22 protein-coding genes are annotated in these 22,018 nt (G+C 70.0%); 7 read left to right on the top strand and 15 right to left on the bottom strand.

What is annotated here, in order from left to right; all coding sequences use genetic code 11:
- Positions 1 to 109 precede the first annotated feature (109 nt).
- Entirely contained in the window at positions 110 to 298 is a 189-nt protein-coding gene (locus AB0I04_RS11420; RefSeq protein ID WP_360882207.1) for a hypothetical protein, read from the top strand.
- 194 nt (positions 299 to 492) lie between these two features.
- On the opposite strand, the gene AB0I04_RS11415 is transcribed toward AB0I04_RS11420, so the two are convergent.
- The 8 genes from AB0I04_RS11415 to AB0I04_RS11380 all read right to left on the bottom strand — a co-directional run bounded on the left by AB0I04_RS11415 (position 493) and on the right by AB0I04_RS11380 (position 5,545).
- Complete coding sequence (locus tag AB0I04_RS11415) at positions 493 to 1,230, bottom strand: peptidoglycan recognition family protein (protein ID WP_360882205.1); 738 nt, start codon at positions 1,228 to 1,230, stop codon at positions 493 to 495.
- A gap of 211 nt (positions 1,231 to 1,441) precedes the next feature.
- The gene (locus AB0I04_RS11410; RefSeq protein WP_360882203.1) at positions 1,442 to 2,452 is read right to left on the bottom strand and encodes a sigma-70 family RNA polymerase sigma factor; all 1,011 of its coding nucleotides are present in this window, start codon (positions 2,450 to 2,452) and stop codon (positions 1,442 to 1,444) included.
- 44 nt (positions 2,453 to 2,496) lie between these two features.
- A complete protein-coding gene (locus tag AB0I04_RS11405; RefSeq protein ID WP_360882201.1) occupies positions 2,497 to 3,402 on the bottom strand; it encodes an alpha/beta hydrolase in 906 nt (301 codons plus the stop codon).
- Positions 3,403 to 3,537: 135 nt separating this feature from the next.
- On the bottom strand, positions 3,538 to 3,984 hold the full coding sequence (rplI, locus tag AB0I04_RS11400) for a 50S ribosomal protein L9 (RefSeq protein ID WP_360882199.1): 447 nt from the start codon (positions 3,982 to 3,984) through the stop codon (positions 3,538 to 3,540).
- 17 nt (positions 3,985 to 4,001) lie between these two features.
- Entirely contained in the window at positions 4,002 to 4,238 is a 237-nt protein-coding gene (gene rpsR, locus AB0I04_RS11395) for a 30S ribosomal protein S18 (protein ID WP_252781265.1), read from the bottom strand.
- Between the two features lie 75 nt (positions 4,239 to 4,313).
- A complete protein-coding gene (locus AB0I04_RS11390) occupies positions 4,314 to 4,892 on the bottom strand; it encodes a single-stranded DNA-binding protein (RefSeq protein WP_360882197.1) in 579 nt (192 codons plus the stop codon).
- 52 nt (positions 4,893 to 4,944) lie between these two features.
- Complete coding sequence (gene rpsF, locus AB0I04_RS11385) at positions 4,945 to 5,235, bottom strand: 30S ribosomal protein S6 (protein WP_345444041.1); 291 nt, start codon at positions 5,233 to 5,235, stop codon at positions 4,945 to 4,947.
- A 166-nt stretch (positions 5,236 to 5,401) separates the two neighbouring features.
- Positions 5,402 to 5,545, bottom strand: coding sequence for a hypothetical protein (locus AB0I04_RS11380; RefSeq protein ID WP_360882194.1), 144 nt, complete (start codon positions 5,543 to 5,545; stop codon positions 5,402 to 5,404).
- Between the two features lie 148 nt (positions 5,546 to 5,693).
- On the opposite strand from AB0I04_RS11380, the gene AB0I04_RS11375 reads away from it, so the two are divergent.
- Positions 5,694 to 5,981 carry a hypothetical protein gene (locus AB0I04_RS11375; protein ID WP_360882192.1) on the top strand — a complete coding sequence of 96 codons (288 nt, stop codon included), beginning with the start codon at positions 5,694 to 5,696 and terminating at the stop codon, positions 5,979 to 5,981.
- Between the two features lie 104 nt (positions 5,982 to 6,085).
- Complete coding sequence (locus AB0I04_RS11370) at positions 6,086 to 6,844, top strand: deoxyribonuclease IV (protein ID WP_360882190.1); 759 nt, start codon at positions 6,086 to 6,088, stop codon at positions 6,842 to 6,844.
- Between the two features lie 25 nt (positions 6,845 to 6,869).
- Here AB0I04_RS11370 and AB0I04_RS11365 read toward each other — a convergent pair whose 3' ends face one another.
- Positions 6,870 to 10,193: a BTAD domain-containing putative transcriptional regulator gene (locus AB0I04_RS11365; protein WP_360882188.1), complete on the bottom strand. Its 3,324-nt coding sequence runs from the start codon at positions 10,191 to 10,193 to the stop codon at positions 6,870 to 6,872.
- Positions 10,194 to 10,523: 330 nt separating this feature from the next.
- Here AB0I04_RS11365 and AB0I04_RS11360 point away from each other — a divergent pair, with 330 nt between their 5' ends.
- The gene (locus AB0I04_RS11360) at positions 10,524 to 11,414 is read left to right on the top strand and encodes an NAD(P)-binding domain-containing protein (protein ID WP_360882186.1); all 891 of its coding nucleotides are present in this window, start codon (positions 10,524 to 10,526) and stop codon (positions 11,412 to 11,414) included.
- A gap of 164 nt (positions 11,415 to 11,578) precedes the next feature.
- On the opposite strand, the gene AB0I04_RS11355 is transcribed toward AB0I04_RS11360, so the two are convergent.
- Positions 11,579 to 12,592, bottom strand: coding sequence for a Gfo/Idh/MocA family oxidoreductase (locus AB0I04_RS11355; RefSeq protein ID WP_360882184.1), 1,014 nt, complete (start codon positions 12,590 to 12,592; stop codon positions 11,579 to 11,581).
- Between the two features lie 199 nt (positions 12,593 to 12,791).
- Here AB0I04_RS11355 and AB0I04_RS11350 point away from each other — a divergent pair, with 199 nt between their 5' ends.
- The gene (locus AB0I04_RS11350; protein WP_360882182.1) at positions 12,792 to 13,427 is read left to right on the top strand and encodes an MBL fold metallo-hydrolase; all 636 of its coding nucleotides are present in this window, start codon (positions 12,792 to 12,794) and stop codon (positions 13,425 to 13,427) included.
- A gap of 234 nt (positions 13,428 to 13,661) precedes the next feature.
- Here the strand turns inward: AB0I04_RS11350 and AB0I04_RS11345 are convergent, their stop codons facing one another.
- The 5 genes from AB0I04_RS11345 to AB0I04_RS11325 all read right to left on the bottom strand — a co-directional run bounded on the left by AB0I04_RS11345 (position 13,662) and on the right by AB0I04_RS11325 (position 19,849).
- Positions 13,662 to 14,111, bottom strand: a complete 450-nt coding sequence (locus AB0I04_RS11345) for a barstar family protein (protein WP_360882180.1) — start codon at positions 14,109 to 14,111, stop codon at positions 13,662 to 13,664.
- An 80-nt stretch (positions 14,112 to 14,191) separates the two neighbouring features.
- Positions 14,192 to 15,385 (bottom strand): hypothetical protein, encoded by a 1,194-nt coding sequence (locus AB0I04_RS11340; RefSeq protein ID WP_360882178.1) that lies wholly within the window; start codon positions 15,383 to 15,385, stop codon positions 14,192 to 14,194.
- 3 nt (positions 15,386 to 15,388) lie between these two features.
- Positions 15,389 to 16,810, bottom strand: a complete 1,422-nt coding sequence (locus AB0I04_RS11335) for a glycosyltransferase 87 family protein (RefSeq protein WP_360882176.1) — start codon at positions 16,808 to 16,810, stop codon at positions 15,389 to 15,391.
- 9 nt (positions 16,811 to 16,819) lie between these two features.
- Positions 16,820 to 19,012 (bottom strand): transglycosylase domain-containing protein, encoded by a 2,193-nt coding sequence (locus AB0I04_RS11330; protein WP_360882174.1) that lies wholly within the window; start codon positions 19,010 to 19,012, stop codon positions 16,820 to 16,822.
- Positions 19,013 to 19,450: 438 nt separating this feature from the next.
- Positions 19,451 to 19,849 (bottom strand): DUF5318 family protein, encoded by a 399-nt coding sequence (locus AB0I04_RS11325; protein ID WP_360882172.1) that lies wholly within the window; start codon positions 19,847 to 19,849, stop codon positions 19,451 to 19,453.
- Positions 19,850 to 20,049: 200 nt separating this feature from the next.
- Between AB0I04_RS11325 and AB0I04_RS11320 the strand changes: the two genes are divergently transcribed.
- The gene (locus AB0I04_RS11320; RefSeq protein ID WP_360882170.1) at positions 20,050 to 20,622 is read left to right on the top strand and encodes a PadR family transcriptional regulator; all 573 of its coding nucleotides are present in this window, start codon (positions 20,050 to 20,052) and stop codon (positions 20,620 to 20,622) included.
- A 44-nt stretch (positions 20,623 to 20,666) separates the two neighbouring features.
- A complete protein-coding gene (locus AB0I04_RS11315) occupies positions 20,667 to 21,746 on the top strand; it encodes an inositol-3-phosphate synthase (RefSeq protein ID WP_360882168.1) in 1,080 nt (359 codons plus the stop codon).
- Positions 21,747 to 22,018 lie beyond the last annotated feature (272 nt).

Here is a 22,018-nt window from a genome sequence, read left to right as displayed (position 1 = left end):
GTCTGCGACACGCTTGCCTTGCTACGGGGCCTGAGGGCCAGGAGTGGCGGCCACATTCGAAGGTACGGAAATACGCTCCCGTGTCGGTCGGTCACGCTAGACTTCGAACATGTGTTCTACACAAGGGGAGCGCCTCGCGCGCCTCACCCGAGCGATCGACGACCTGGCGGCTGAGGGCCTCGGCGGCCTTCCGCCGGACGCGTGGGCGGAGCGGGTGGCCGGCATCTGGGCCCTCGTCGAAGGGCTCGATCCCGAGCTCGCCCGCCGCCGCGCCTGCTACACGACCATCGAGTCCTGAGCGACGGACCGGGTGCGGCCCGATCCCGGCGTCCCAGGGGCGGACCGGCCGACGTCACCGCGAGCCCGGCCGCTGCTCTCGTAGCGGACGGCCGGCACCCTCAGGACGGACCGGTCGGCGCCCGTACAAGGGACGCCGAGCGGTCGCCGCACCCGGCCTGAGTGCCGGAGAGCAGGCCTCCCCGGTGAGCACGACTACTTTCCATGGCCGCGCAGTCGGCGGTGATGGCGTGAGGTGACGCGGCGTCGCGCATCCGAGGGCGGGTCGGCGGGACGCGCGGCGTCGTCCAGGGCGCGCGCCACTTCCACCCGCAGGCGGGGCAGCCGACGGTGCAGCACATCGCCCGGGCAGTCCGTCTGGTTGTAGTCACGGTGGCCGATGATCGCGACCGACGGGTCCAGTTGGTGGGCCGTGCACAGCCAGACACAGACCTCGACCAGCGACTCCCACAACCCGTCGGGGACGTCGTCCTTCAGATACGTGCCCTCGTTCTCAATGCCGATCGTGTGCTTGTTGTGGTGCAGCGACTGAGCGCCGACGACGAGTCGCCCCTCCTGAATGGCCTGCAGCGAGCCCGCCCGCCCCTCCATGATGTGGCCGCCGCGGCTGATCGTCAGCTGCTCGCCGATGTCGTCCCAGCCGTTGGACTCCATGTGGTCCCGCTGGATCTGCCGGGAGAGCGCGAACGCGTGCGCGCGCGACATGTCCGGCACGTTGGGAGAGTCGGTGTGGTGCACGATGATGTGGTCCGGAGCACGGTCGAGCACCCGAGGCGGACGCCTTGGCGTCCGTGCACCCCACTCCTTGCGCGTGTACACCCTCGGTACCGCATCAGCGTTCGCCCACATCATCCCGCCGGCCATCATGACATCGGCGGCGACGACACCCAGCATCGCCCGCAGCACATTCCGGCGTAGCGTCCCCTCACCCACGACTGCGGCCACCCCCCGTGGACGACTGATCGCCAAGCGTAGTGATCAGATCACGGAATGCGAGGAAGCCGGATTGGGCGTTTCACCGCGAAATAGCGCCGCCCTGGACATCGGGCGGCGGAGCCTCGTGCGTTGGACGCCCACGCCGTGACGGTCACCGACGGGCCGCAGGACTTCTCCGACAGGAGCCATGCGGCCACGTCGACGCCCCTCAGCGCCGGGTTGAGGGCAGAGCGTCCGGGTGGACCGGTGGGAGGCCGAACTCGGCGATCAGGTCCGGCCCGCCGCCGAAGACGACGACACGGCCGATGCCGCCGTCGGTCACGGTGAGGACGCCGAGCCCGAACGCGCGATGGATGCCATCGCCGTCGCGGTGATAGGCGGCCACGGCCGGCTGTCCGTTGGCTCGGGTCGGGATCATCCGCCAGTCCCCGGGGGCTCCGATCACGTGCGCGAGGTAGCGCAGGCAGGTCCCGCGGCCTGCGAACCAGGTGCGGGTGCCCACCATCTCTATCGCGGCGTCGGTGCGCAGCGCCCGTTCCAGAGCCGTCGTATCGGCGTGCTCGAACCCGGCGATGTACTGCTCGAGCAGCGCCTGGACCTTCGGCTCGGTGGGCTCGCTAATCTGCCCGCGTTCCGGGGCCACCTCCTCGAGGCGGGCCCGGGCCCGCTGCAGCGCGCTCTTCACCGCGGCCGTGGTGGTGTCGAGCATGGCCGCGACCTCGGTGGCCGGGAAGGCGAGCACCTCCCTCAGAATGAGCACGGCCCGCTGTCGCGGAGGCAGATACTGCAAGCTGGCGATGAGCGCGAGCCGCAGGTTCTCGCGTGCGGCGGTGATCACCGCGGGATCCTGTGACTCCGGGCTCACCAGCGTGTCCGGAATAGGCTGCAGCCACGCCACATCGGGGTCGGCGGCCAGCGGGGCGTCGGGGTCGTCGCCGGGACCGCCCAGACCGGACGGCAACGCCCGCCGACCGCGCTGCGCGAGCGCGGTCAGGCAGGCGTTGGTGGCGATCCGGTACAGCCAGACCCGCAGTGAGGCGCGGCCCTCGAAGGTGCCGTAGGACCGCCATGCCCGCAGATAGGTCTCCTGCACGAGGTCCTCGGCCTCGTGCGCCGAGCCGAGCATCCGATAGCAGTGCGCCAGCAACTCGCGCCGAAACGGCTCGGCACGGCGGGAGAACTCCTCAGCGCCGGGTACGACGTCCGCCCTGTCCGTCATCACCGCTCCCCGTGTATCACGCCGGGCGTCCGAGTCGTCGAGGGTCACAGGCCGAGCTTCGGACGTACCCAGTCGGCCATGGCGCGGATCGCCTCGTCGGCCTCGGGCGCTCGGCCGGCGGCCATCTGGAAGGTGTGCTGCATCTCGGGGAAGACCTGGAGCCGGACGTCCACACCGGCCTTGCTCGCGTGCTCCTCCAGCCGACGGGCGTCATCCAGCAGCACCTCGTCGCCGCCCACCTGGATGTGGACGGGTCCGAGACCGGACAGGTCGGCGTACAGCGGGTTGGCCAGCGGATCCCGGGCGTCGCCGCCCTCACCGAGGTAGATGCCCACGAGCCCTCGCACGACGTCGGTGGAGAAGAAGGCGTCCCGGTCCCGGTTGGTCTGGTACGACTCTCCGACGGCCTCCATGTCCACCCACGGTGAGAACAGCATCGTCGCGGCGGGCAGCGGCAGGCCTCGTTCGCGAGCCCGGAGCTGGGTGGTGACCGCGAGTCCGCCGCCGGCGGAGTCACCGCTGAACGCGATGTGGTCTGCGCTGATCCCCTGTTCGAGCAGCCATCGGTAGACGGCGGTGGCGTCGTCGACCTGCGCCGGATGGAGGTGTTCGAGCGCGAGACGATAATCGAAGATCAGCGCCCGCACTCTGGTCGTCTTGGCCAGATGACCGAACATCTTGCGGTGCGAGTACATCGAGCCGCTCACGAACCCGCCGCCATGCATGCACAACAGCACGCGATCCTCGGCGCTTCCCTTCGGCACGGCCCACATGGCGGGCAGGCCACCCGCGTCGGTCTCGATGTAGTCGACTCCGCGCGGTTCGGCCGTCAGGCCGCCCCAGGCATCGTCCGCGGACTCGGTGTCCGGTCGCTCGGCCTCCGGCCGCTCAAAGGCCAGGCGGGCCGCCGCCCAGTGCTTCTTGACCGCTTTGGACTGCTTGCTCGGCATCGTCTCGTCTCCTTCATTCGCTGCGGAGCCTTCGACAATGCAGACCTTCGACGGCCGAGAAGGAATCGCTCCCCGCCGATGGAAATGCGAAAGGGCCGGGTCCATGGGACCCGGCCCTTCACGCTGATCGAAAGGTCAACCGGCGAGGACCTCAAGGGAGATCTTCGCGCTCACCTCGGGGTGCAGGCGGACCGCGATCTGGTGGGCGCCGACCGTCTTGATCGGGTTCTTGACCTCGATGCGACGCTTGTCCAGCTGCGGACCGCCGGAGGCCTTCACGGCACCGGCGATATCGGCCGGGGTCACAGCGCCGAACAGCCGACCGCTGTCACCGGCGCGCGTGCGCAGCCGCACCTTGAGCTTCTCCAGCTCGCCGCGGATGGCCTCCGCCTGCTCGACGCTGGCGATCTCACGGGCCGCGCGGGCCTTGCGGATCGAGTCGATCTGCTTCTCCGCGCCGCGGGTCCACTGGATCGCGAAGCCGCGCGGGATCAGGTAGTTACGGCCGTAGCCGTCCTTCACCTCGACGACCTCGCCGGGAGCGCCGAGGCCGGAGACCTGCTGAGTCAGGATGAGCTTCATGAAGAGTGACTCCTTTCTCAGCGGGCCGTGCTGGTGTACGGCAGCAGCGCCATCTCGCGGGCGTTCTTGATCGCGGTGGCGACGTCACGCTGGTGCTGGGTGCAGTTGCCCGTCACCCGGCGAGCGCGGATCTTGCCGCGGTCGGAGATGAACTTGCGCAGCAGCGCCGTGTCCTTGTAGTCGACGTAGGAGAGCTTCTCCTGGCAGAACAGGCAAACCTTCTTCTTCGGCTTGCGTGGTGCCGGTTTCGCCATCGTGGTGCTCCTTAGAAGAAGAGCCCCGCTCACGCGGGAATGGTCGGTCGGATGATGAGTGATGCCCGTGTGGGCCTAGAACGGCGGGTCGTCGGAGAATCCGCCGCCGCCCCCGGTCGCCCAAGGGTCGTCGGCCGGGGCGTTGCCGCCTCCGCCCTGTCCGCCCTGACCGCCACCGAAGCCGCCGCCCTGGCCGCCGCCACCGCCGTAGCCGCCGCCACCCTGGCCGCCGCCACCGAAGCCGCCGCCTCCGCCGCCTCCGCCGAAGCCGCCACCGCCGCCCTGGCGCTGGCTCTTGTTCACCTTGGCGGTGGCGTTCTTCAGGGACGGGCCGACATCGTCGGCCTCGAGCTCGAAGACGGTGCGCTTCTCGCCCTCACGGGTCTCGTACGACCGCTGCTTGAGCCGGCCCTGGACGATGACCCGCATACCGCGCTGGAGGCTCTCGGCGACGTTCTCCGCCGCCTGCCGCCAGACGTTGCAGGTGAGGAAGAGGCTCTCGCCGTCCTTCCACTCACCGGACTGCTGGTCGCGGAAGCGAGGGGTGGAGGCCACGCGGAACGTCGCGACCGCTTGCCCGTTGGGCGTGAAGCGCAGTTCAGGGTCGGCGACGAGGTTGCCGACGATCGTGATCTGGGTGTCGCCTGCTGCCATGCGGCTCTCCGGTTACAGATCGTGTGCGTGTCGTGGGCTGACCGGGCGACGGTCAGTGGGCCTCGGGGCGGATGACCTTGGTGCGCAGGATGGTCTCCTGCAGGTTCAGCTGCCGGTCGAGCTCTTTGACCGTGTCGGGGGTGGCCGTCAGGTCGATGACCGCGTAGATGCCTTCGGACTTCTTGGCGATGTCGTACGACAGGCGCCGGCGGCCCCAGACGTCGACCTTCTCCACGCTGCCACCGCCGTCCTTGACCACGGTGAGGAACTGGTCGAGCGACGGCTGGACCGTACGCTCCTCGGCGTTCGGGTCGAGGATGACCATGACTTCGTAACGACGCATGCGGGTCCCAACCTCCTTTGGACTGGTGCGGTCACGGTCTCTCCGTGACAGGAGGGCTCTTGCGTCGCCCCGCGTATCGGATGTGCGGGACCGACACAGGTTACCAACAACCAGCAGCTCAATCGGCACGCTTCGCGGGGACGGCTCCCCGCAGCGGGCGGGTGGCTCAGCGGCCTCGGCGCCGGTCGAGCTCGGACATGATGTCGGCCATCCGCGACCGCATCCGCGCCGTCTGGGTCGTCAGCATGGACAACTCCTCGATGAGCTCGGCGTCGTCGATGGCGCCCAGGTCACGAGTGATCATCGTCATGGCATCCTCCGTTCGAAACCACGTTCGACATTACCGCGTCGGACCGACAGAACGCTCGCCGCACGAGAGGCCCGACCAAGGGGTTGACCAGCATCGCGACGAGGAACAACCTGGGAGGAAACCCTCTCGGATGGAGGTGGCAGATCGTATGTCACCGGCAGCGATCCCACGACGTAATCTCCCCCGCCAGGAGCATCCCCTGGAGAACTCCCTGGCGATCACCACCCTGGTCGCCGGCTTCGTCGCCTTCGTGCTCGGCGCCGTCGACGACACGCACTTCATCGCCGTGTGCGTGGGGATCGTGGCGTTCTTCTTCGGCCTGTACTCGCAAATGGTCTCCGCGACCACGGCCGAGCGCTGGCTGAACGTCCTGGGGATCGGCATGGCGTTCCTCGGCGTCGGTCTCGGCCTGTCCCATGGCGGCTTCACGGTCTGACCTCGCTTCCGGGCGCCGGCCTCGCGCGCCGGATCGGCCGGTCCGCGCACCCGGATGCGCTGCGGTCAGCGCGTCCGTCCCACCTCGCGCGTAGGCTCGACGCCATGCTGCGAATCGGAGCCCACGTCGACCGGACCGACCCGCTGGCCGCCGCGGCCGCGAAGAAGGCCGAAGCGGCGCAGTTCTTCCTCGGCGACCCCCAGGGGTGGAAGGCGCCCGTCCTGCCCGACGGGTACGAGGCGATCCGCGACTCCGACCTCGACGTGTACGTACACGCGCCGTACGTCGTCAACGTCGCGTCGCCGAACAACCGCATCCGCATCCCGAGCCGCAAGATCCTCACCCAGCAGCTCGAGGGCGCCGCGAAGATCGGCGCCAAGGGTCTGATCGTGCACGGCGGGCACGTGCTGAAGAACGACGACCCGCAGGCCGGCTTCGACAACTGGCGGAAGGTCTTCGAGCGGATGGAGGACTACCCCGTCCCCGTTCTGATCGAGAACACCGCCGGCGGCGACAACGCCATGGCGCGCAGGCTCGACCGGATCGCCCGGTTGTGGGAGGCCCTCGACGGCTTCGACGTCGGATTCTGCCTCGACACCTGCCACGCCCACGCGGCGGGCGAGGACCTGGTCGACGTCGTCGAGCGCGTCAAGGCCATCACCGGCCGGATCGACCTGGTCCACTGCAACGACAGCCGTGACTCGTTCGGCTCCGGCGCCGACCGGCACGCCAACCTCGGCGACGGCCAGATCGACCCGGAGCTGATCCTCGCCGTCGTACGCGCGGCCGGCGCGCCGGTGATCGTGGAGACGCCCGGCGACGGGCAGGCCGCCGACATCGCCTGGCTCCGCGAGCACCTCTGAGCCCTCTGCGGTGGCCGGCCGCCTCTCATGCGGTGGTGTGCGGGTCCGAACGGTGGCCGTGCTCGAACGCCGCCAGGAAGGCCTCGTCGCCGAGCATCGCCCGGACCGCCCCGGTGATGCGGTCGACGTCTCCACGCTCGCCGGGTGGCAACGGAGCCCCGACCGACGCGCGGGTCGCGGCGGCCGCCCCGAGGATGGCGGCGGCGCGCTCGGGACGGCCGAGACCCGTCTCGGCCCCGGCGAGTCCTTCGAGGGCGAGGGCGATCGCCCGGGGATCCGCGATGGCGCGGGCCGCGGCGTACCCTTCCCGGTGCAGGCGGATCGCGGCGTCGTGGTCGCCGCGCTGCTCGGCGATGAACCCGAGTTGGGCGAGGATGAACGCCTCGCCGGCCGTGCCGCCGACCTGGTCGAGCCAGCCGAGCCACTTGCGCAGGTGCGCCTCGGCCTGGTCGAGCCGGCCCTGCCATCGGGCCCCGAGGCCGAGGCCGACCTCGGCGTACTCCTCGGCGGAGCGGTTCGCCTGCTCGATCGCCAGCCGCCGGGCCCGCTCGTGGAGGCGCTCGGCTTCGGCGTGGTCGCCGGTGAGCAGCGCGATCCGGCCCAGCCCCGAGAGGCGGATGGACACCTCGGTCCACATCCCGAGCTCCTCGGCGAGGCCGAGGTAGTTCCGGAGCCTGCGCGCCGCCTGGTCGTAGTCGCCGGTGACCTCGGCGACGACCGTGAGGGCATAGCCCGCTTCGAGGCGCCCCCAGGCGTCACCGAGCTCGTTGAAGATCTCCATGCTGCGGCGTCCGTCGCGCTCCATGGCCGTGAGATCTCCACGGCCGATCGCCAGCTTGGCCCGGGTGCTCAGCGCCGCCGCCGTGCCCCAGCGGTCACCGGCGGCCTCGAAGACCGCCAGCGCGTCGTTCACCCGCGCCTCGTGCACGGCGAAGTCGCCGTACGCCCAGCGGACGAGCGTCAGAAACCAATCCGCCCTCGCCCGGCCGACCGGATCGTCGACGCCCTCGTACGGGTCCAGCGCCTCGGAGTCCCGCGCAGCGGACCCGGTGCCGTCCGGCGCCCACGCCGCCAGGCCGGCCTGCCAGGCCACGGCCGCCGCCCGGCGGGCCGGTGACGCCGGGCCGTCGACGCTCAGCGCGGTGGCCAGCGACCGGCGGGCCTCGCCGAGCCGGCCGCGCAGGAACCAGTACCAGGCCATGGCGTTGACGAGGCGCAGCGCGAGGTCGGCGCCGACGGGAGAACGCCCGCGCGTGCCCTCCCCTGCGGCCCACTCGAGCGCGCCGCGGACGTTCGCCGACTCGAGGTCGAGCAGCCGGAGCCACTTCCGCTGCCGGGGACCGCGCAGCTCGGCCTCGGCGCGCTCGGCAAGGGCGGCGTAGTACTCCGCGTGGCGGCGGCGAACCCGTGCCGACTCTCCTGCCTCCTCGAGACGTTCGAGGCCGTACGCCCTGATCGACTCCAGCAGGCGGTACCGGCCGCCGGCCGCGACGACCAGTGACCGGTCGACGAGGCGGGCGAGGACGTCGAGCACGTCGGTGGGCCGCACCCGGCCGCCGTCGCCCGGCACGTCGGCGTCATCGGAGCAGACCGCCTCGGCGGCCTCGAGGGTGCAGCCCCCCATGTGGACGGCCAGGCGCCGCAGTACCACCCGCTCGGGTTCGGGGAGCGGCTCCCAGCTCCAGTCGATCATCGCGCGGAGCGTGCGCTGCCGGGCCGGGGCGTCACGCGGCCCGGTGGCCAGCAGGCGGAACCGGTCGTCGAGGCGGAGCGCCAGTTCGCGTACGCCGAGGGTCCGGACGCGCGTGGCCGCGAGCTCCAGGACGAGCGGTATCCCGTCCAGGCTCCGGCAGATCGCCGCGACCGCACCGGCCTCGTCGGCGTCCAGGGCGTCGAACACGAATCCCGGTGCCGCTGCGGCGGCCCGCGCGACGAACAGGCGTACGGCGCTGAATTCCTCGGCCGCCGGTGCTCCGTGCGGGGGCAGGTCGAGCGGCGGCACCGCCTGAAGGTGCTCGCCCGTGACGCCCAGGGGCTCCCGGCTCGTCGCGATGATCCGGAGCCCAGGCGAGGCCTTCAGCAGCCGGTGCGCCAGATCCGCCACGGACTCGCCGACGTGTTCGCAGTTGTCGAGCACCAGCAGGAGCGTTTTCGCGGCCAGCGCGTCGGCCAGCCGATCGGCGAGCGGCGCGGATCGGCCGGAGGGCAGCACCCCCGAGGCGGCGTCGTCGCGGAGGCCCAGGACCCCCGCCACCGCGTCAGGCACCTCCGCCCCCGTGCGCGCCGCCAACTCCACCAGCCAGACGCCGTCGGCGTACGCCGTGACCAGTCCGGCAGCCACCTCAAGGGCCAGGCGCGTCTTACCGACGCCTCCGGGGCCGGTCAGCGTAACGAGCCGGGCGGTCTCCAGCAGCGCCCGGGTCTCGGCGACCGCCTCGGCCCGGCCGATCAGGTCGCTCAGCGGCGCGGTCAGGTTCGTCCGGGGACGCGGCGCGAGCGCCGAATCGTGCGTCAGGATCGCGCGGTGCAGTGCGGCGATCTCAGGCCCCGGATCCGCTCCCAACTCCTCGGCCAGATCCTCGCGCAGTCGCTGGTAGCTCATCAGCGCCGCCTCCTGACGGCCCGCGCGGTACAGGGCTCGCATCTGCGCGGCGCGCAGCCGCTCCCGCAGCGGGTGCTGGGCCACCGGCTCGGCCAGTTCGTCGATCGCCCGGTCGTGCTCTCCGAGCTCCAGCCACGTCTCAGCCCGCTCCTCCAACGCGGTGAGGCGCTCGTCGTCGAGCCGTGCCGCGGCCGTCCGGGTGAACGCCTCGTCGGCGAAGTCGGCGTACGCGGGCCCCCGCCACAGGCCGAGCGCCTCCGCCAGGAGCTCCTCGCGGACGCGCGGGTCACCGGCCGCCCGCGCCCGCCGCATCATGTCCCGAAACCGGTCGGCGTCGACGGATCCCACGGACGCGCTACCGGATCCAGGGGGCACGATTCCGGCCCCGGCGGGCACGGCGTCGGAGCGCGCGAGCGCGCCACCGGATCCAGCGGGCGCGGTGCGGGAGGCACCGGCGGTGACGCGCAGCGCGTACCCGGCCGGGCCGTACGTCACGAGGGCGCGACCGCCCGGCTCGGCACGCTCGAGCGTCGTACGCAGCTGGGAGACGCGGGCCTGCAGCGTGCCCACCGCATCGCGCGGCGGCCGGTCACCCCACAGATCGTCGACCAGCCGGTCCGCGGAGACGGGCCGCCCCTCGTGCGCCAGCAGGTCGGCGAGGAGCACCCGGACCTTCCGGTCGGGAACGGTGACCAGTGTGTCGTCATCCGTCCAGACGGCCAGCGGACCGAGCACCCCGAAGCGCACGCCGCCAGCGTAGCCACCCCCGCCGACGCCGACGGCCCGCGATCACCCTCACCCCGGAGCCGTGCGGACCATCGCCCGATCGTGGCGTGCGGCCCCTACTCGCCCCTGTTCCCTCACTGTACGAACCACCGCCCGATCGCAGGATGTGACCTATGGCCGTGGGCGTAAAGGTCGGCGCCGACCGGCCGCAGGGTGCGATCCCCGCTCGCCTTCGCACCGCGCCGTACGGGCGTCACACGGTCGCGGAGTGCGGCCCGTGGCCGACCCGTAGGGAACCCGTGGCGTGTCCGCCGATCGTGGGGTCCGCACACCCCTGATGAGAGGAACACCGTGAGCACGCGTGAACACGTCACCGTCATCGGCCTGGGCGCCATGGGCTCGGCGATGGCCGAGGCCTTCCTCGCCACCGGCTACCCGACGACGGTGTGGAACCGTACGCCCGCCAAGGCCGACCCGCTCGTCGCCAAGGGAGCGACCCTGGCGGCCTCGCCCGCCGACGCGGTCGCGGCCGGCGACCTGGTCGTGATCAGCCTGGTCGACTACGCCGCCATGTACGACGCCCTCGGCGCGGCGGACGACGCTCTGCGCGGCCGGGTGCTGGTCAACCTCAGCTCCGACACGCCGGAGGAACTGCGCAGGGCGAGCCGGTGGGCGACCGAACGCGGTGCCGAACTCGTCACCGCGGGCATCATGGTGCCGCCGCCCGGGATCGGGAAGCCGGGCTCGTACGCCTTCTACAGCGGCCCCGACGGCGCCCTCGAGGCCCACCGGGAGACGCTGGAGGTCCTCGGCCGCGTCGACTACATCGGCGGCGACCCCGGCTTGGCGATGCTCTACTACCAGGCCATGCTCCTGGTCTTCTGGACGAGCCTGACGAGTTACATCCATTCCGTCGCGCTGCTGCGGACGGCGGGGGTCAAAGGGGAGGCGCTCCGCCCGTACGTCGCCACGATGTTCGACGACCTGGCAGCCGACGGCCCGATGGGCTTCCTGCGCATCGTCACCGCGCAGGTGGAGGCGGGCGACTACCCGGGTGGGCAGAACAACCTTCACATGCAGGTGGTCGGTGCCGGGCACGCGGTGCAGGCCCTCCGTGACGCGGGCGTCGACACCACGATGCCGGCCGCCCTCAAGGAGCTGTTCGTCCGCGCAGAGGCCGCCGGCCACGGCGCCGACGGCTTCACCAGCGTCGCCGAGGTGATCAAGAAGCCGGAGGCCTGACCGCGGCCGCCTCGGATCAGAGAGCCGGCGGGCGTACGAGGGTGCCTCCTCACGGCGAGTGCTGCTCCTGATCGCCGGAAGCCGGACGGGTGGGTGAGATGCGAGTGGGACGGCAGGCGCAGGTGCCGCCGTCGCCGATCACGCACCGTCGAGGTCTCGCGATGTCAGGTGGACGTCGTCCCACTCGACTGCTGCGCCTCTCCACGAGGGTGGAGGCCGGCCGCGCGGTAGATGTCGTCGATCAGGGTCATGGTGACGATCGCGTCCTCCGGCGGGGTCAGGTTGGCGGCCGGGTCGCCGGCGACGGCCGCGGCGAACGCTCGGAGCTGATTGGTGTACGTCGCGTCGCCGGCGACCTTCTCCCGCCGCGTCCGGCCGTCGATGGTGACCTTCAGCCGGTGAAAGACGTGCGGCAGGAAGGGATTGAGGACCGTCATGGCTCCGCGCTCGCCGACCACCTTGGCGCTGATCCGCAGCAGCGTCCTCGACCAGAGCGAGGTGGTGATGCGCCCGGTCGCACCCTGGGAGAAGGCGAACGTCGCGGTCATCGCGCGGTCGACGCCCGGGCTCTTCAGCAGCGCCCGCGCGCCGGTCACCTCGGGAGTGTCAGGGCCGAGCAGCCGCAGGCAGTGGATCGCGTAACAGCCGGCGTCCATCGTGGCGCCGCCGGCCAGGTCGAGCCGGTAACGGATGTCGGAGAAGCGCGGCAACGGAAAGCACATCGCCGTCTCGACGTGCCGTACCTTCCCCAGCTCGGTCGTGACGATCTCGCGCATTCGCTCGGCGAGGGGGTGGTAGCGGTAGTGAAACGCCTCCATCACCGTCCGCCCGGTGCGCACGGCGGCGTCGGCGACCTGCCGGGCCTCTTCGGCGTTCGCGGTGAACGGCTTCTCGCACAGCACGTGCCGCCCCGCCTCCAGGGCGCGCAGGGTCCAGGGCGCGTGCATGCCGTTGGGGAGCGGGACGTAGATCGCGTCGAGCCGGTCGTCCGCCAGCAGCGCGTCGTAGGAGTCGTGCACCGTGCCGATCCCGTGCTCGGCCGCGAACTTCTCCGCGCGGGCGCGATCGCGCGCCGCGATGGCCGTGACCTCCACGTCCGGCACCTGCCGCGCGGGCTTGATGAGCGCCATCGGCACGATTCGTGCCGCACCGAGCACACCGATCCGCAGTGGGGGCATCGCCGTTCCTCCCAAAAGTGGGGATGTCGGTGAATCGTCCCAGCGCGGAGGGCACGGGGCGAGATGTTCGGCGAAGCACGCGCCGAAACGACGCCTTCGGGGGACCGTCGTCGCCCGCGACCGGTGCGGAGCCCGGGCGGGGTTCGCCGTCAGTGATCCCCATTGCCGGCCCAGGAGCGCTCAAGGGCAGGATGACCGGATGAGACTCATCAAGTTCGGACACGCTTGCACGCGTTTGGAGAAGGACGGCCGCGCGCTCGTCATCGATCCGGGGGCCATGACTCCCGAGCCGGAGGCCCTCGCCGGCGCGGACGCCGTCCTGATCACGCATGAGCACTTCGACCACTTCGAGCCGGAGCGGCTGCGGGCGGCGGCCGAGCGGAATCCGGAGTTGAGCGTGCACACCTGCCCCGGCGTCGCCCGGCACCTGACCGAGCTCGTCGATCGGGTGCAGGTGGTCGGGAACGGTGACACGATCCAGGTCGCGGGCTTCGAGGTGGCCGTCGTCGGCGAGAAGCACCACTTCAGCCATCCGGACGTACCTCCGGTGGACAACGTCGGATTCCTGGTGGATGGAGAGGTGTTCCACCCGGGTGACGCGCTCACCGTCGTCGACGCCCCGACGTTGCTGGTCCCCGGTCAGGCGCCGTGGATGACCGTGCCCGACCTCATCGGTTACCTCCGGAAGTTCAGCCCCCGCCGTGCGTTCGCGATCCACGACGGGCTGATCAACGACTGGGGCATCCAGGTCCTGGAGAGTGTGCTCGAGAGCGAGGCCCGGCGCAGCGGCACCGAGATACGGCGACTCAAGCCGGGCCAGAGCGTCGAACTCTGAGACCCGGGCGTCGAACGCCGAGCCCCGAACGCACGGTCCCGCTGACCCACCCGGGATCCACACCCTGTGGATAACCAGCCGACGTGCGACTCTCCCGGTCGGCGGCACGGCCGGGCGCGGACGACCCGCCGGGGCTGATGTGCGCAAGTCCCGCGGTGCGGAGCCGACAAGCAGGGACCGCGCGTCCGGACGCCCACCGGCTGTCCACAAGGCTGTGGAAAACGACTGACCGGCTCAGGCGTCCGGGAGCCCTACGGGGGCGTTCTCCCGGTCCTCCTCGGTGACCAGGAGAAGGACCGCCATCGGGGTCGACGTCCGCCGCCAGTGCTCGACCGCGGTGGCGAAGACGTCCAGCAGGGTCTGGTGAGTCGCGGGGTCGGCGTCGGCCAGTTCCCGCCAGCGGTCGTACAGCACCAGGTAGCCGGTGTTCGCCGGTGCCCAGGACAGGTCGGTGAGGCAGTCCTGCAGGGCGTCCCAGTTGTGGCCGAAGTACGAGGGCAGGATGAACTCCTCGGCGCATCGCTCCAGCAGTGTCCGCTTGTCGTGGACACCGTGGCCATCGAGCCAGAAGGCCCGCCATCCGGCGCGTTCGGCCTCGGTGGCGCCCCGGGAGGCCTCCTTCCGGTCGACGGGCCAGGTGTACACACCCGGCTCCCGATGCCCGGCCAGCAGCTCCGCGATCATGAATCACCCGTTCGGAAGGCTCGGCGGTCCCAGCGCTCGGTGTTCTCTCTTCGATGATCCCCCGGTCGCCCCGTCCGCCGTCACCCGGCCCACCCTCCCGAGGTGAACGCCACCACCTCGGCGGTCATCAGCGGCACGAAGATGACGATCAACAGGATGTACACCGGGCGCCGGCATCGGCCGACCGCCAGCCACAACGGCCACCACAGCAGCGTCGCCCGGCCGATCGACAAGTAGTACGCCGAGGTCAGCAGCGAGGCGAGCTGCAGCCCGACGTACACGCCCTCCGCCCACCGGCGCCGGACCAGCAGCCACCCGGTCAGCGCGACGCCCGCGGCGGCCGCGATCAGCTCCACCCGGAACGCCGTCGTGAACTGATCGTGCGTGCCGAAGGCCGCCTGCCAGGTGGTGTGGAAGGAGGTCCACGGCCACACCGTCGAGCGTCCCCAGCCGGCCTGCTGCGCATGCTGCCACGCCGACCAGTCGCCGGTGCGTCTCCACAGGTACAGCGTGTAGCCCAGCACCGGGAGGAACGGCACGGCGAGCCACGGCGCCGACCGCCATCGCCGGTCCGCGGTGACGAACTCCACGATCAGCGCGACGGCGAGGAAGAGCCCGGTCACCCGTACGCAGGTCGCGCCCGCGGCGCAGAGCGTGGCGGCCGCCCACCGCCGCCGTCGGGCCAGCAGCCACGCCGGCAGCGCGAACGCCAGGAAGAGACTCTCGGAGTAGCCGGCGAACAGGAACACGGCGTACGGACTGACAAGCAGGGCCAACACCGCCAACGGCCCCACCGAACCCGCGTACGGAACCGCGTGCGCGCCCAGCCTCCCGCGGTGACCCGCGTGGGCGCCTCCCGCCGGGCCCCCGCGCTCCACGAACTCGTCGCCGAGCCGGGCCAGCGCGACCATCGCCACCGCGCCGGCCACGAAACTGATCAGCAGGGCCGCCAGTCGCCAATCCGGAACGACCAGGTGGACCCCCCGCAGCACGAGCGGCAGACCGGGAAAGAACGCGGGCAGTCCGGGATCGTGCGGGTGCCCGGGATCGCCGGTATAGCCGTACCGGGCGATCTCGACGAAGTGGTCGACGTCCCACTGGGTCCAGCGATCGAAGAAAGAGTCGCGCAGGTCGCCGTGCGGCCACAGGGCCGAGGCGAGGAATGAGATCCCCAGCACGGCGATCCGCGTGCCGATCCAGGCGCGCAGGGCGAGACGGTCGCCATGAAGAAGCCGCTCCGCGCCGATTCCGTGCGGACGCTCCGTCTGATCCATCGGTCAGGCGGGCCGCATCGCCGTACGGCGCCGCAGCGCGAAGCGGTCCTCGGCGTCGTCGAGGACGCCACCGGCCGGGTCGTCCGCGCCGTCGGCACGAACGACGTCGAGCCGGGGCACGAGGATGTCGACCACGACGAGGGCCGCCAGCAGCAGGACCGTCAGGAAGCGGGCCAGCAGCGCGATGTAGTAGACGCCGTCGCTGATGCCCGCCGCCGGGGCGTGCCCCGAGAAGACCGCGGACAGGGTGGCGGACAGCCCCACGCCGGGATGCTCCTTCGCTCCGGCCAGGAGGTACCACCAGATACCGAAGAAGTAGATGATCTCCCCTGCCTGCCAGAGCAGGAAGGCGGGAAGTTTCGGCCGGGCCAGCACGACCAGCGGCAGCAGCCACAGGACGTACTGCGGCGACCAGACCTTGTTGGTGAGCAGGAACGCCGCGAGCACCAGGAACAGCACCTGAGGCAGCCGGGGACGGCGCGGGGCGAGCAGCACGAGGAGCGCGATGGCCAGGGCGAGGACGGCGAACCCGACCTCGCCCATCAGGTTGAGGGTCGGCACCTTGTCAACGGACGACATGCCCTTGCGCTCGGCGAAGAAGAAGATCGAGCCCCAGTCGACCGGGCGTTTCTGGTTGAACGTGTAGAACCGGCCCCAGCTGTCCCAGGCCGCCAGCATGATCGGGACGTTCACGACCAGCCACGCGACGACCGTGCCGACGAGCAGCCGGCCGAACTCCCGCCACTTCCCCGCACGCAGGCACAGCAGGAAGAACGGGCCGAGGAGGATCAGGGGATAGAACTTCGCCGCGACGGCGAGGCCGAGCAGGCCGCCCGCGAGCGCCGGGCGACGCCGCGCCCAGGCCGCCAGCGCCAGCGCGGACAGCGCGACGGCGAGCAGGTCCCAGTTGATGTACGCCGTGAGCAGCAGCGCGGGCGACGCCGCGACCATCAGCCCGGCGCGACGCCGCTGCTGCCCGGCCACCAGCGCCGTCGCCAGCACGGTGACGACCGCACAGAGTACGAGCGCCACGGCGGTCAGGTTGAAGAACCACATGCCGCGCGAGATGACGGCATCGCCGCCCAGCCAGCGCGCCGGCGTCGCCGCGGCCTGCATGAGGCCGCCCGTGAGCACCGGGTACTCCACCGGCTCGGGGATCTTGTCCAGGTACGGAATCTTCCCGTCGGCCAGCCCCCGCCCGAAGTACAGCGGGTAGACGTCGGTGTAGCAGGCGTTGCGCACCGTCGGAATGAAGTCGAAGCCCACCTGCTTGCACGGCAGCTTCTGCAGATAGCCCAGGACCGACACGACGGCGGTCGTGGACACGAGCAGGGGCAGCACCTGCCGGAATCCCGTACGGATACCGGCGGGGCCGGGAGAGCTCGCTGCTCCCCCGGCCCCATCGATCAGTTGTGACTCCGGCATGACTGCAGGTTATTCCTTGAAGGGCCGCGCCGCCCGGTCTTGGCCGTTGGGCGGGCCGCCGGGATTCGCCGGGTTCGACGGGCAACCCATGAAGTTCTTGCAGGTATCAGTGGGGTTGGGCGTCGGGCTCTGGTTCCCGTTCCCGGCGCACCTCGGGTCCATCGGGTGGTGCTTGCAGTACTTCGGGTTGGGCGGGCCGCCCGGCCCCTGCGTCTTGCCCGGCTTGCAGTGGTCGATCTCCGGGATCTGGCCGTCCTGACACGTCGGCGTCGGCGACGGCGTCGGCGTCGTCGCGGTCGGGCTGGGCGTGGCGAACAGCTGTTTGTCGCCGGCGTACGCCGGCGGCGGGAACGATCCGGTCGTCATGCCGTCCAGCGCCTGGCTCATGTAGTCGTGCCAGATCTTGGCGGGCAGGTCTCCACCGTTGATGTGGCCGTAGCCGCCGACGTTCTGCAGCTTCTTGAAGTAGCCGTCGTGCTTGTGCTTGCCCTTGGTGACCTTATCGACGTACCGCCACATACCGACCGTCGTCACGTACTGCTTCGGCTTGGAGCCCGTGGTCGGCGGCGTGAAACCGGAGAACCAGGCAGACATGTTGTCGTTGGTCGTGCCGGTCTTTCCGGCCACCTCATGACCCGCGAGCTGGGCGTTCACGCCGGTACCGCGCTTGACGACCGCCTGCATGGCGAACTGGACGTCCTTGATGACGTCCTGGTCGATCACCTGCTGCCCGTCCGTCTTCGACTCCATGATCACCTTGTGCTGGGAGTCCACGACCTTGCGGATGCTGTGCGGGACGATGAACTTCCCGTCGTTGGCAAGCGTCGTGTATCCGGTGGCCAGGTCCAACGGACGCATGTCCGACTGGCCCAGGAAGAAACCACCCTCACCCGGGTGCCCACGCTGCAGCGCCGTCTTGGGAAGGCCGGCGTCCTCGGCGGTCTTGAAGACGTTCTGCCACTTGGCCTTGAAACCGAGTGGCACGTACACCGTGTTGTAGGACTCGGCCGTAGCCTCGACCAGGTCGACGACCTTGTCGGTGCTTCCCTCGTCATTGGAGAACTGTGCGGACGCCGGAGAGTGGGGCGGCACGACGTCGCCGCTGGTGTTGACCCAGATGGGCCCCTTCGCGCTCATCATGCTCTTGATGCCGATGCCTTCTTTGACCGCGGCGGCGAGGACGAACGGCTTGATCGAGGAGCCGATCTGCGCGGTCGAGAAGTAGGCGTCGTCCACGGCTCGCTTGGTGAAGTCCTTGCCACCGTACGCGGCCTTGACCTCGCCGTTCTTCGCGTCGATCGTGACCACGCCGACGCGCGTGTCACTGGGCATTCCCTGCAGCCTCTGCTTCACCACCGCCGCGGCCTTTTCCTGCAGACCGGGGTCCCAGCTCGTGTAGACCTTCAGGCCACCGGTCTCGATCTTGGCCTGGTCGATCTTCATGGAGGCCAGTGACTGCCGCACTCGCTCCAGCAGGTATTCCTTCTGTTTGTCGCCGCCGCCGCTCGTGGCCTTCCGTATCTTGAACTTCGGCGGGTGGTTCATGTACTTGGCGGCTTCGGCCTGGGGGAGCACTCCCATCTTGACCTCGCCGTCGAGCACCCAGTTGTAGCGGGCGATCGTGTCCTGGAGCCGCGGTCCCGAGCTACTCGGGTCGTAGTGTCCCGGCCACTTGACGTTGGCGGCCAGCATCGCCGCCTGGGGGACCGTCAGGTCCTGGGCCTTGGTGTTGTAGTACACCTTGGCTGCCGCTTCGATGCCGTTCGCGCCGTTGCCGAACCAGATCGTGTTGAGGTAGTCCTGAAGGATCTGGTCCTTGGTCTTCTGCTTTCCGATCTTGATCGAGACGAACAGCTCTTTGAACTTTCGCGTGAAGGTGCGCTCCTGGTTCAGGTAGGCGTTCTTCACGTACTGCTGCGTGATCGTCGAGCCGCCCTGCGTGTCGCCGCCGGAGAGGTTGTTGATCACCGCGCGGCCGATGCCCGTCGGGGAGATGGCCGCCTCGTGGTAGAACTTCCGGTCCTCGGCCGCGAGCACCGCGTTCTTGATGCTCGACGACATCTGGCCGAGCGTGACGATCCGGCGCGAGGTGCCCATCACGCCGAGCACGGTCTTCCCGTCGCTGTAGTAGATCGTCGTGCCCTGATCCAGGGTGGAGCTGTTCACCTTGGGCACCGGTGTCATCGCGTAGGCGACACCCACCCCGCAGATCATCGCGAGGGTGCCGATGCCGCCGACGGCGAGCCACAGCTTCCACGACAGGAGGCGGCGCCAGCCGGCCTTCTTGCCCTTCTTGCCGCGACGCGTGCCATCACCGCCGCCCCCGGGTCGCCGGCGACCTGGGCCGCCACCGCCGCCTGATCCTCCGGGTCCGCCCGGGCCACCGGGGCCGCCCGGCCGGCTGGGGCCGCCGGGGCGTGTACCAGTGGGGAGTGCGGGAAGGTTTGACCCGCCAACCTGCGGCTGCGGCCGGGTCGGGGCAGGTCCGGCAGACCCCGATCGACCGTACTCTGGCCCGTAATCGCTGCTGTAACTCACGCGACCTCGTTCACTGGGGTACGGCTTTTTCAATCCGTCCGACAGTACTGCGTAGGCAAGTGAGCGGGGACCGCCTGCCGGGCACGCGACGCAGTCGCGTGGCTACTCTCGGACGCTTTTTCCCTGGTCAGGAGCTGTGTCTCCATGCCCAAGGACGTAGGACAGCGTCAGATAGTTCCAGGCACAACCTTGACATACTTCCACCACATAGACCCGGAATTCACCGAATTCCCGGGCCATCTCCTGGAGCTCATCCGTCGCCTTGACGCGTCCCGCGTACCGGCCCAGCTCGTCGCCGTAGACGTATGTGACATGGGTGAGCCGCTCCTTCCGGCAGACGGGACATGCCTGATCAGTGGGCTCGCCATGATACTTCGCCGCACGCAGGAGATAGGGGTGCGCATCGCAGGCGTCCGCAACGGTCAGGCCGCCTGATGACAGCTCGGACAGCGTGGCCCGCCGGGCGAGCCCGTAGTCGACGACCAGTCGCTGGGACCACATGTCAGCAGACTACGACGGCCTGCAATCCCCGATCCGTGACATTCCAGGCACCGTACGTGCGTCTTGCCCGAACACGACCCCCTTCCGACCCTTCGCCGGACCCCCGCTTGCCAGGCTTCCCAAGGCCACGTATCGTCCTGATGTATCGAGTCGATACATTCGCTCGATACATCGAATCGAGCGGTCGAGTTGGAGGGACTATGAGAAGCAAGGCCGGCGTGCTGGAGCTCGCCGTGCTCGGGCTGCTTCACGAGTCCCCCATGCACGGGTACGAGCTGCGCAAGCGGCTGAACACCCTGCTCGGCATGTTCCGCGCGTTCTCATACGGCACTCTCTACCCCTGCCTCAAGGCATTGCTCGAGCAGGGGCTGATCACAGAGGACGACGAGGAGCCCGTCGCGGTACGTCCGGGTGGCACCCGGCGCTCGAAGATCGTCTACAAGCTCACGGCCGAAGGTAAGGAGCGCCTTCAGGAGCTTCTGTCCGAGGCCGGCCCGGCGTCCTGGGAGGACGAGGGGTTCGGAGTGCATTTCGCCTTCTTCGCCCAGACGCGCGCCGATGTACGGCTGCGGATCCTCGAGGGTCGGCGCAGCCGGCTCGAGGAGCGGCTGGAGAGCGTACGGACCGCGCTGGCCCGTACGAGGGAGCGTGTCGACAACTACACGCTCGAACTCCAGCAGCACGGGTTGGAGTCGGTCGAGCGCGAAGTCCGCTGGCTCAACGAGCTGATCGGGCGCGAGCGCGCACAGCAAGCAGATGAGAGCAACGGCTGAGGGCGCTAGGCGTCCCCCCGCAAAGAGAGCAAAGGAGCATCCGGATGGGTTCAGTGCGCGTAGCCATCGTTGGTGTCGGCAACTGCGCGAGCTCGCTCGTCCAGGGAGTCGAGTACTACAAGGACGCCTCGCCCGAGACTCGGGTCCCTGGTCTGATGCACGTTCAGTTCGGCGACTACCACGTCGGTGACCTGGAGTTCGTCGCCGCCTTCGACGTCGATGCCAAGAAGGTCGGCCGTGACCTGTCCGAGGCCATCGTCGCCAGCGAGAACAACACAATCAAGATCTGCGACGTGCCGCCGTCCGGCATCACGGTGCAGCGCGGTCACACCTTCGACGGTCTCGGCGAGTACTACCGCGAGATCGTCGACGAGTCCGACGAGAAGCCGGTCGACGTCGTCCAGATCCTCAAGGACACCCAGGCCGACGTGCTCGTGTCCTACCTGCCGGTGGGCTCGGAGGAGGCGGACCGCTTCTACGCGCAGTGCTGCCTCGACGCCGGCGTGGCCTTCGTGAACGCGCTGCCGGTCTTCATCGCCAGCAACCCGGAGTGGGCCCAGAAGTTCACCGACGCGGGGATCCCGATCGTCGGTGACGACATCAAGTCCCAGGTCGGCGCCACCATCACCCACCGCGTGATGGCCAAGCTGTTCGAGGACCGCGGGGTCGAGCTGCTGCGCACGTACCAGCTCAACTTCGGCGGCAACATGGACTTCATGAACATGCTGGAGCGCAAGCGCCTCCAGTCGAAGAAGATCTCCAAGACCCAGTCGGTCACCTCGCAGATCCCGCACGAGATGGCAAAGGCCGACGTGCACATCGGCCCGTCCGACCACGTGCCGTGGCTCGACGACCGCAAGTGGGCGTACGTCCGCCTGGAGGGCAAGTCCTTCGGTGACACCCCGCTGAACCTCGAGTACAAGCTCGAGGTCTGGGACTCGCCGAACTCCGCGGGCGTCATCATCGACGCGGTCCGCGCCGCCAAGATCGCCAAGGACCGCGGCATCGGCGGCCCGCTCCTGTCGGCGAGCTCCTACTTCATGAAGTCCCCGCCGGTCCAGTACAGCGACGACCAGGCCCGCGACGCCGTCGAGGCGTTCATCCGCGGTGAGGTCGAGAGGTAAGAAGGTAGGCGCTCCTGACGGAACGTCATCCGAGTAGCGCAGGGCCCGTACACCACGCACGGTGTACGGGCCCTGCGCGTGTGCGGCGACCGTTTCGGCAGAACAGGGCGTAACCCCGGGTTCCGGCCACCTGACCTGTGCCCATACTCTGGACCACGGCCGGACACCGACCGTGTCGGGGCCCGGCTTGACGGCCGACGGGGCCGGGCAGGGTTCACCGTGTCAAGGGGAGAGAAGGCGCTGTGCGCAGAGTCGGGCGAAGACACCCGCCA

Source organism: Actinoallomurus sp. NPDC050550 (assembly GCF_040655075.1).
Taxonomy (GTDB): Bacteria; Actinomycetota; Actinomycetes; order Streptosporangiales; family Streptosporangiaceae; genus Actinoallomurus.
Note: the sequence above shows the minus strand (reverse complement) of the source record. Positions and strands in the feature narration are given on the sequence as shown.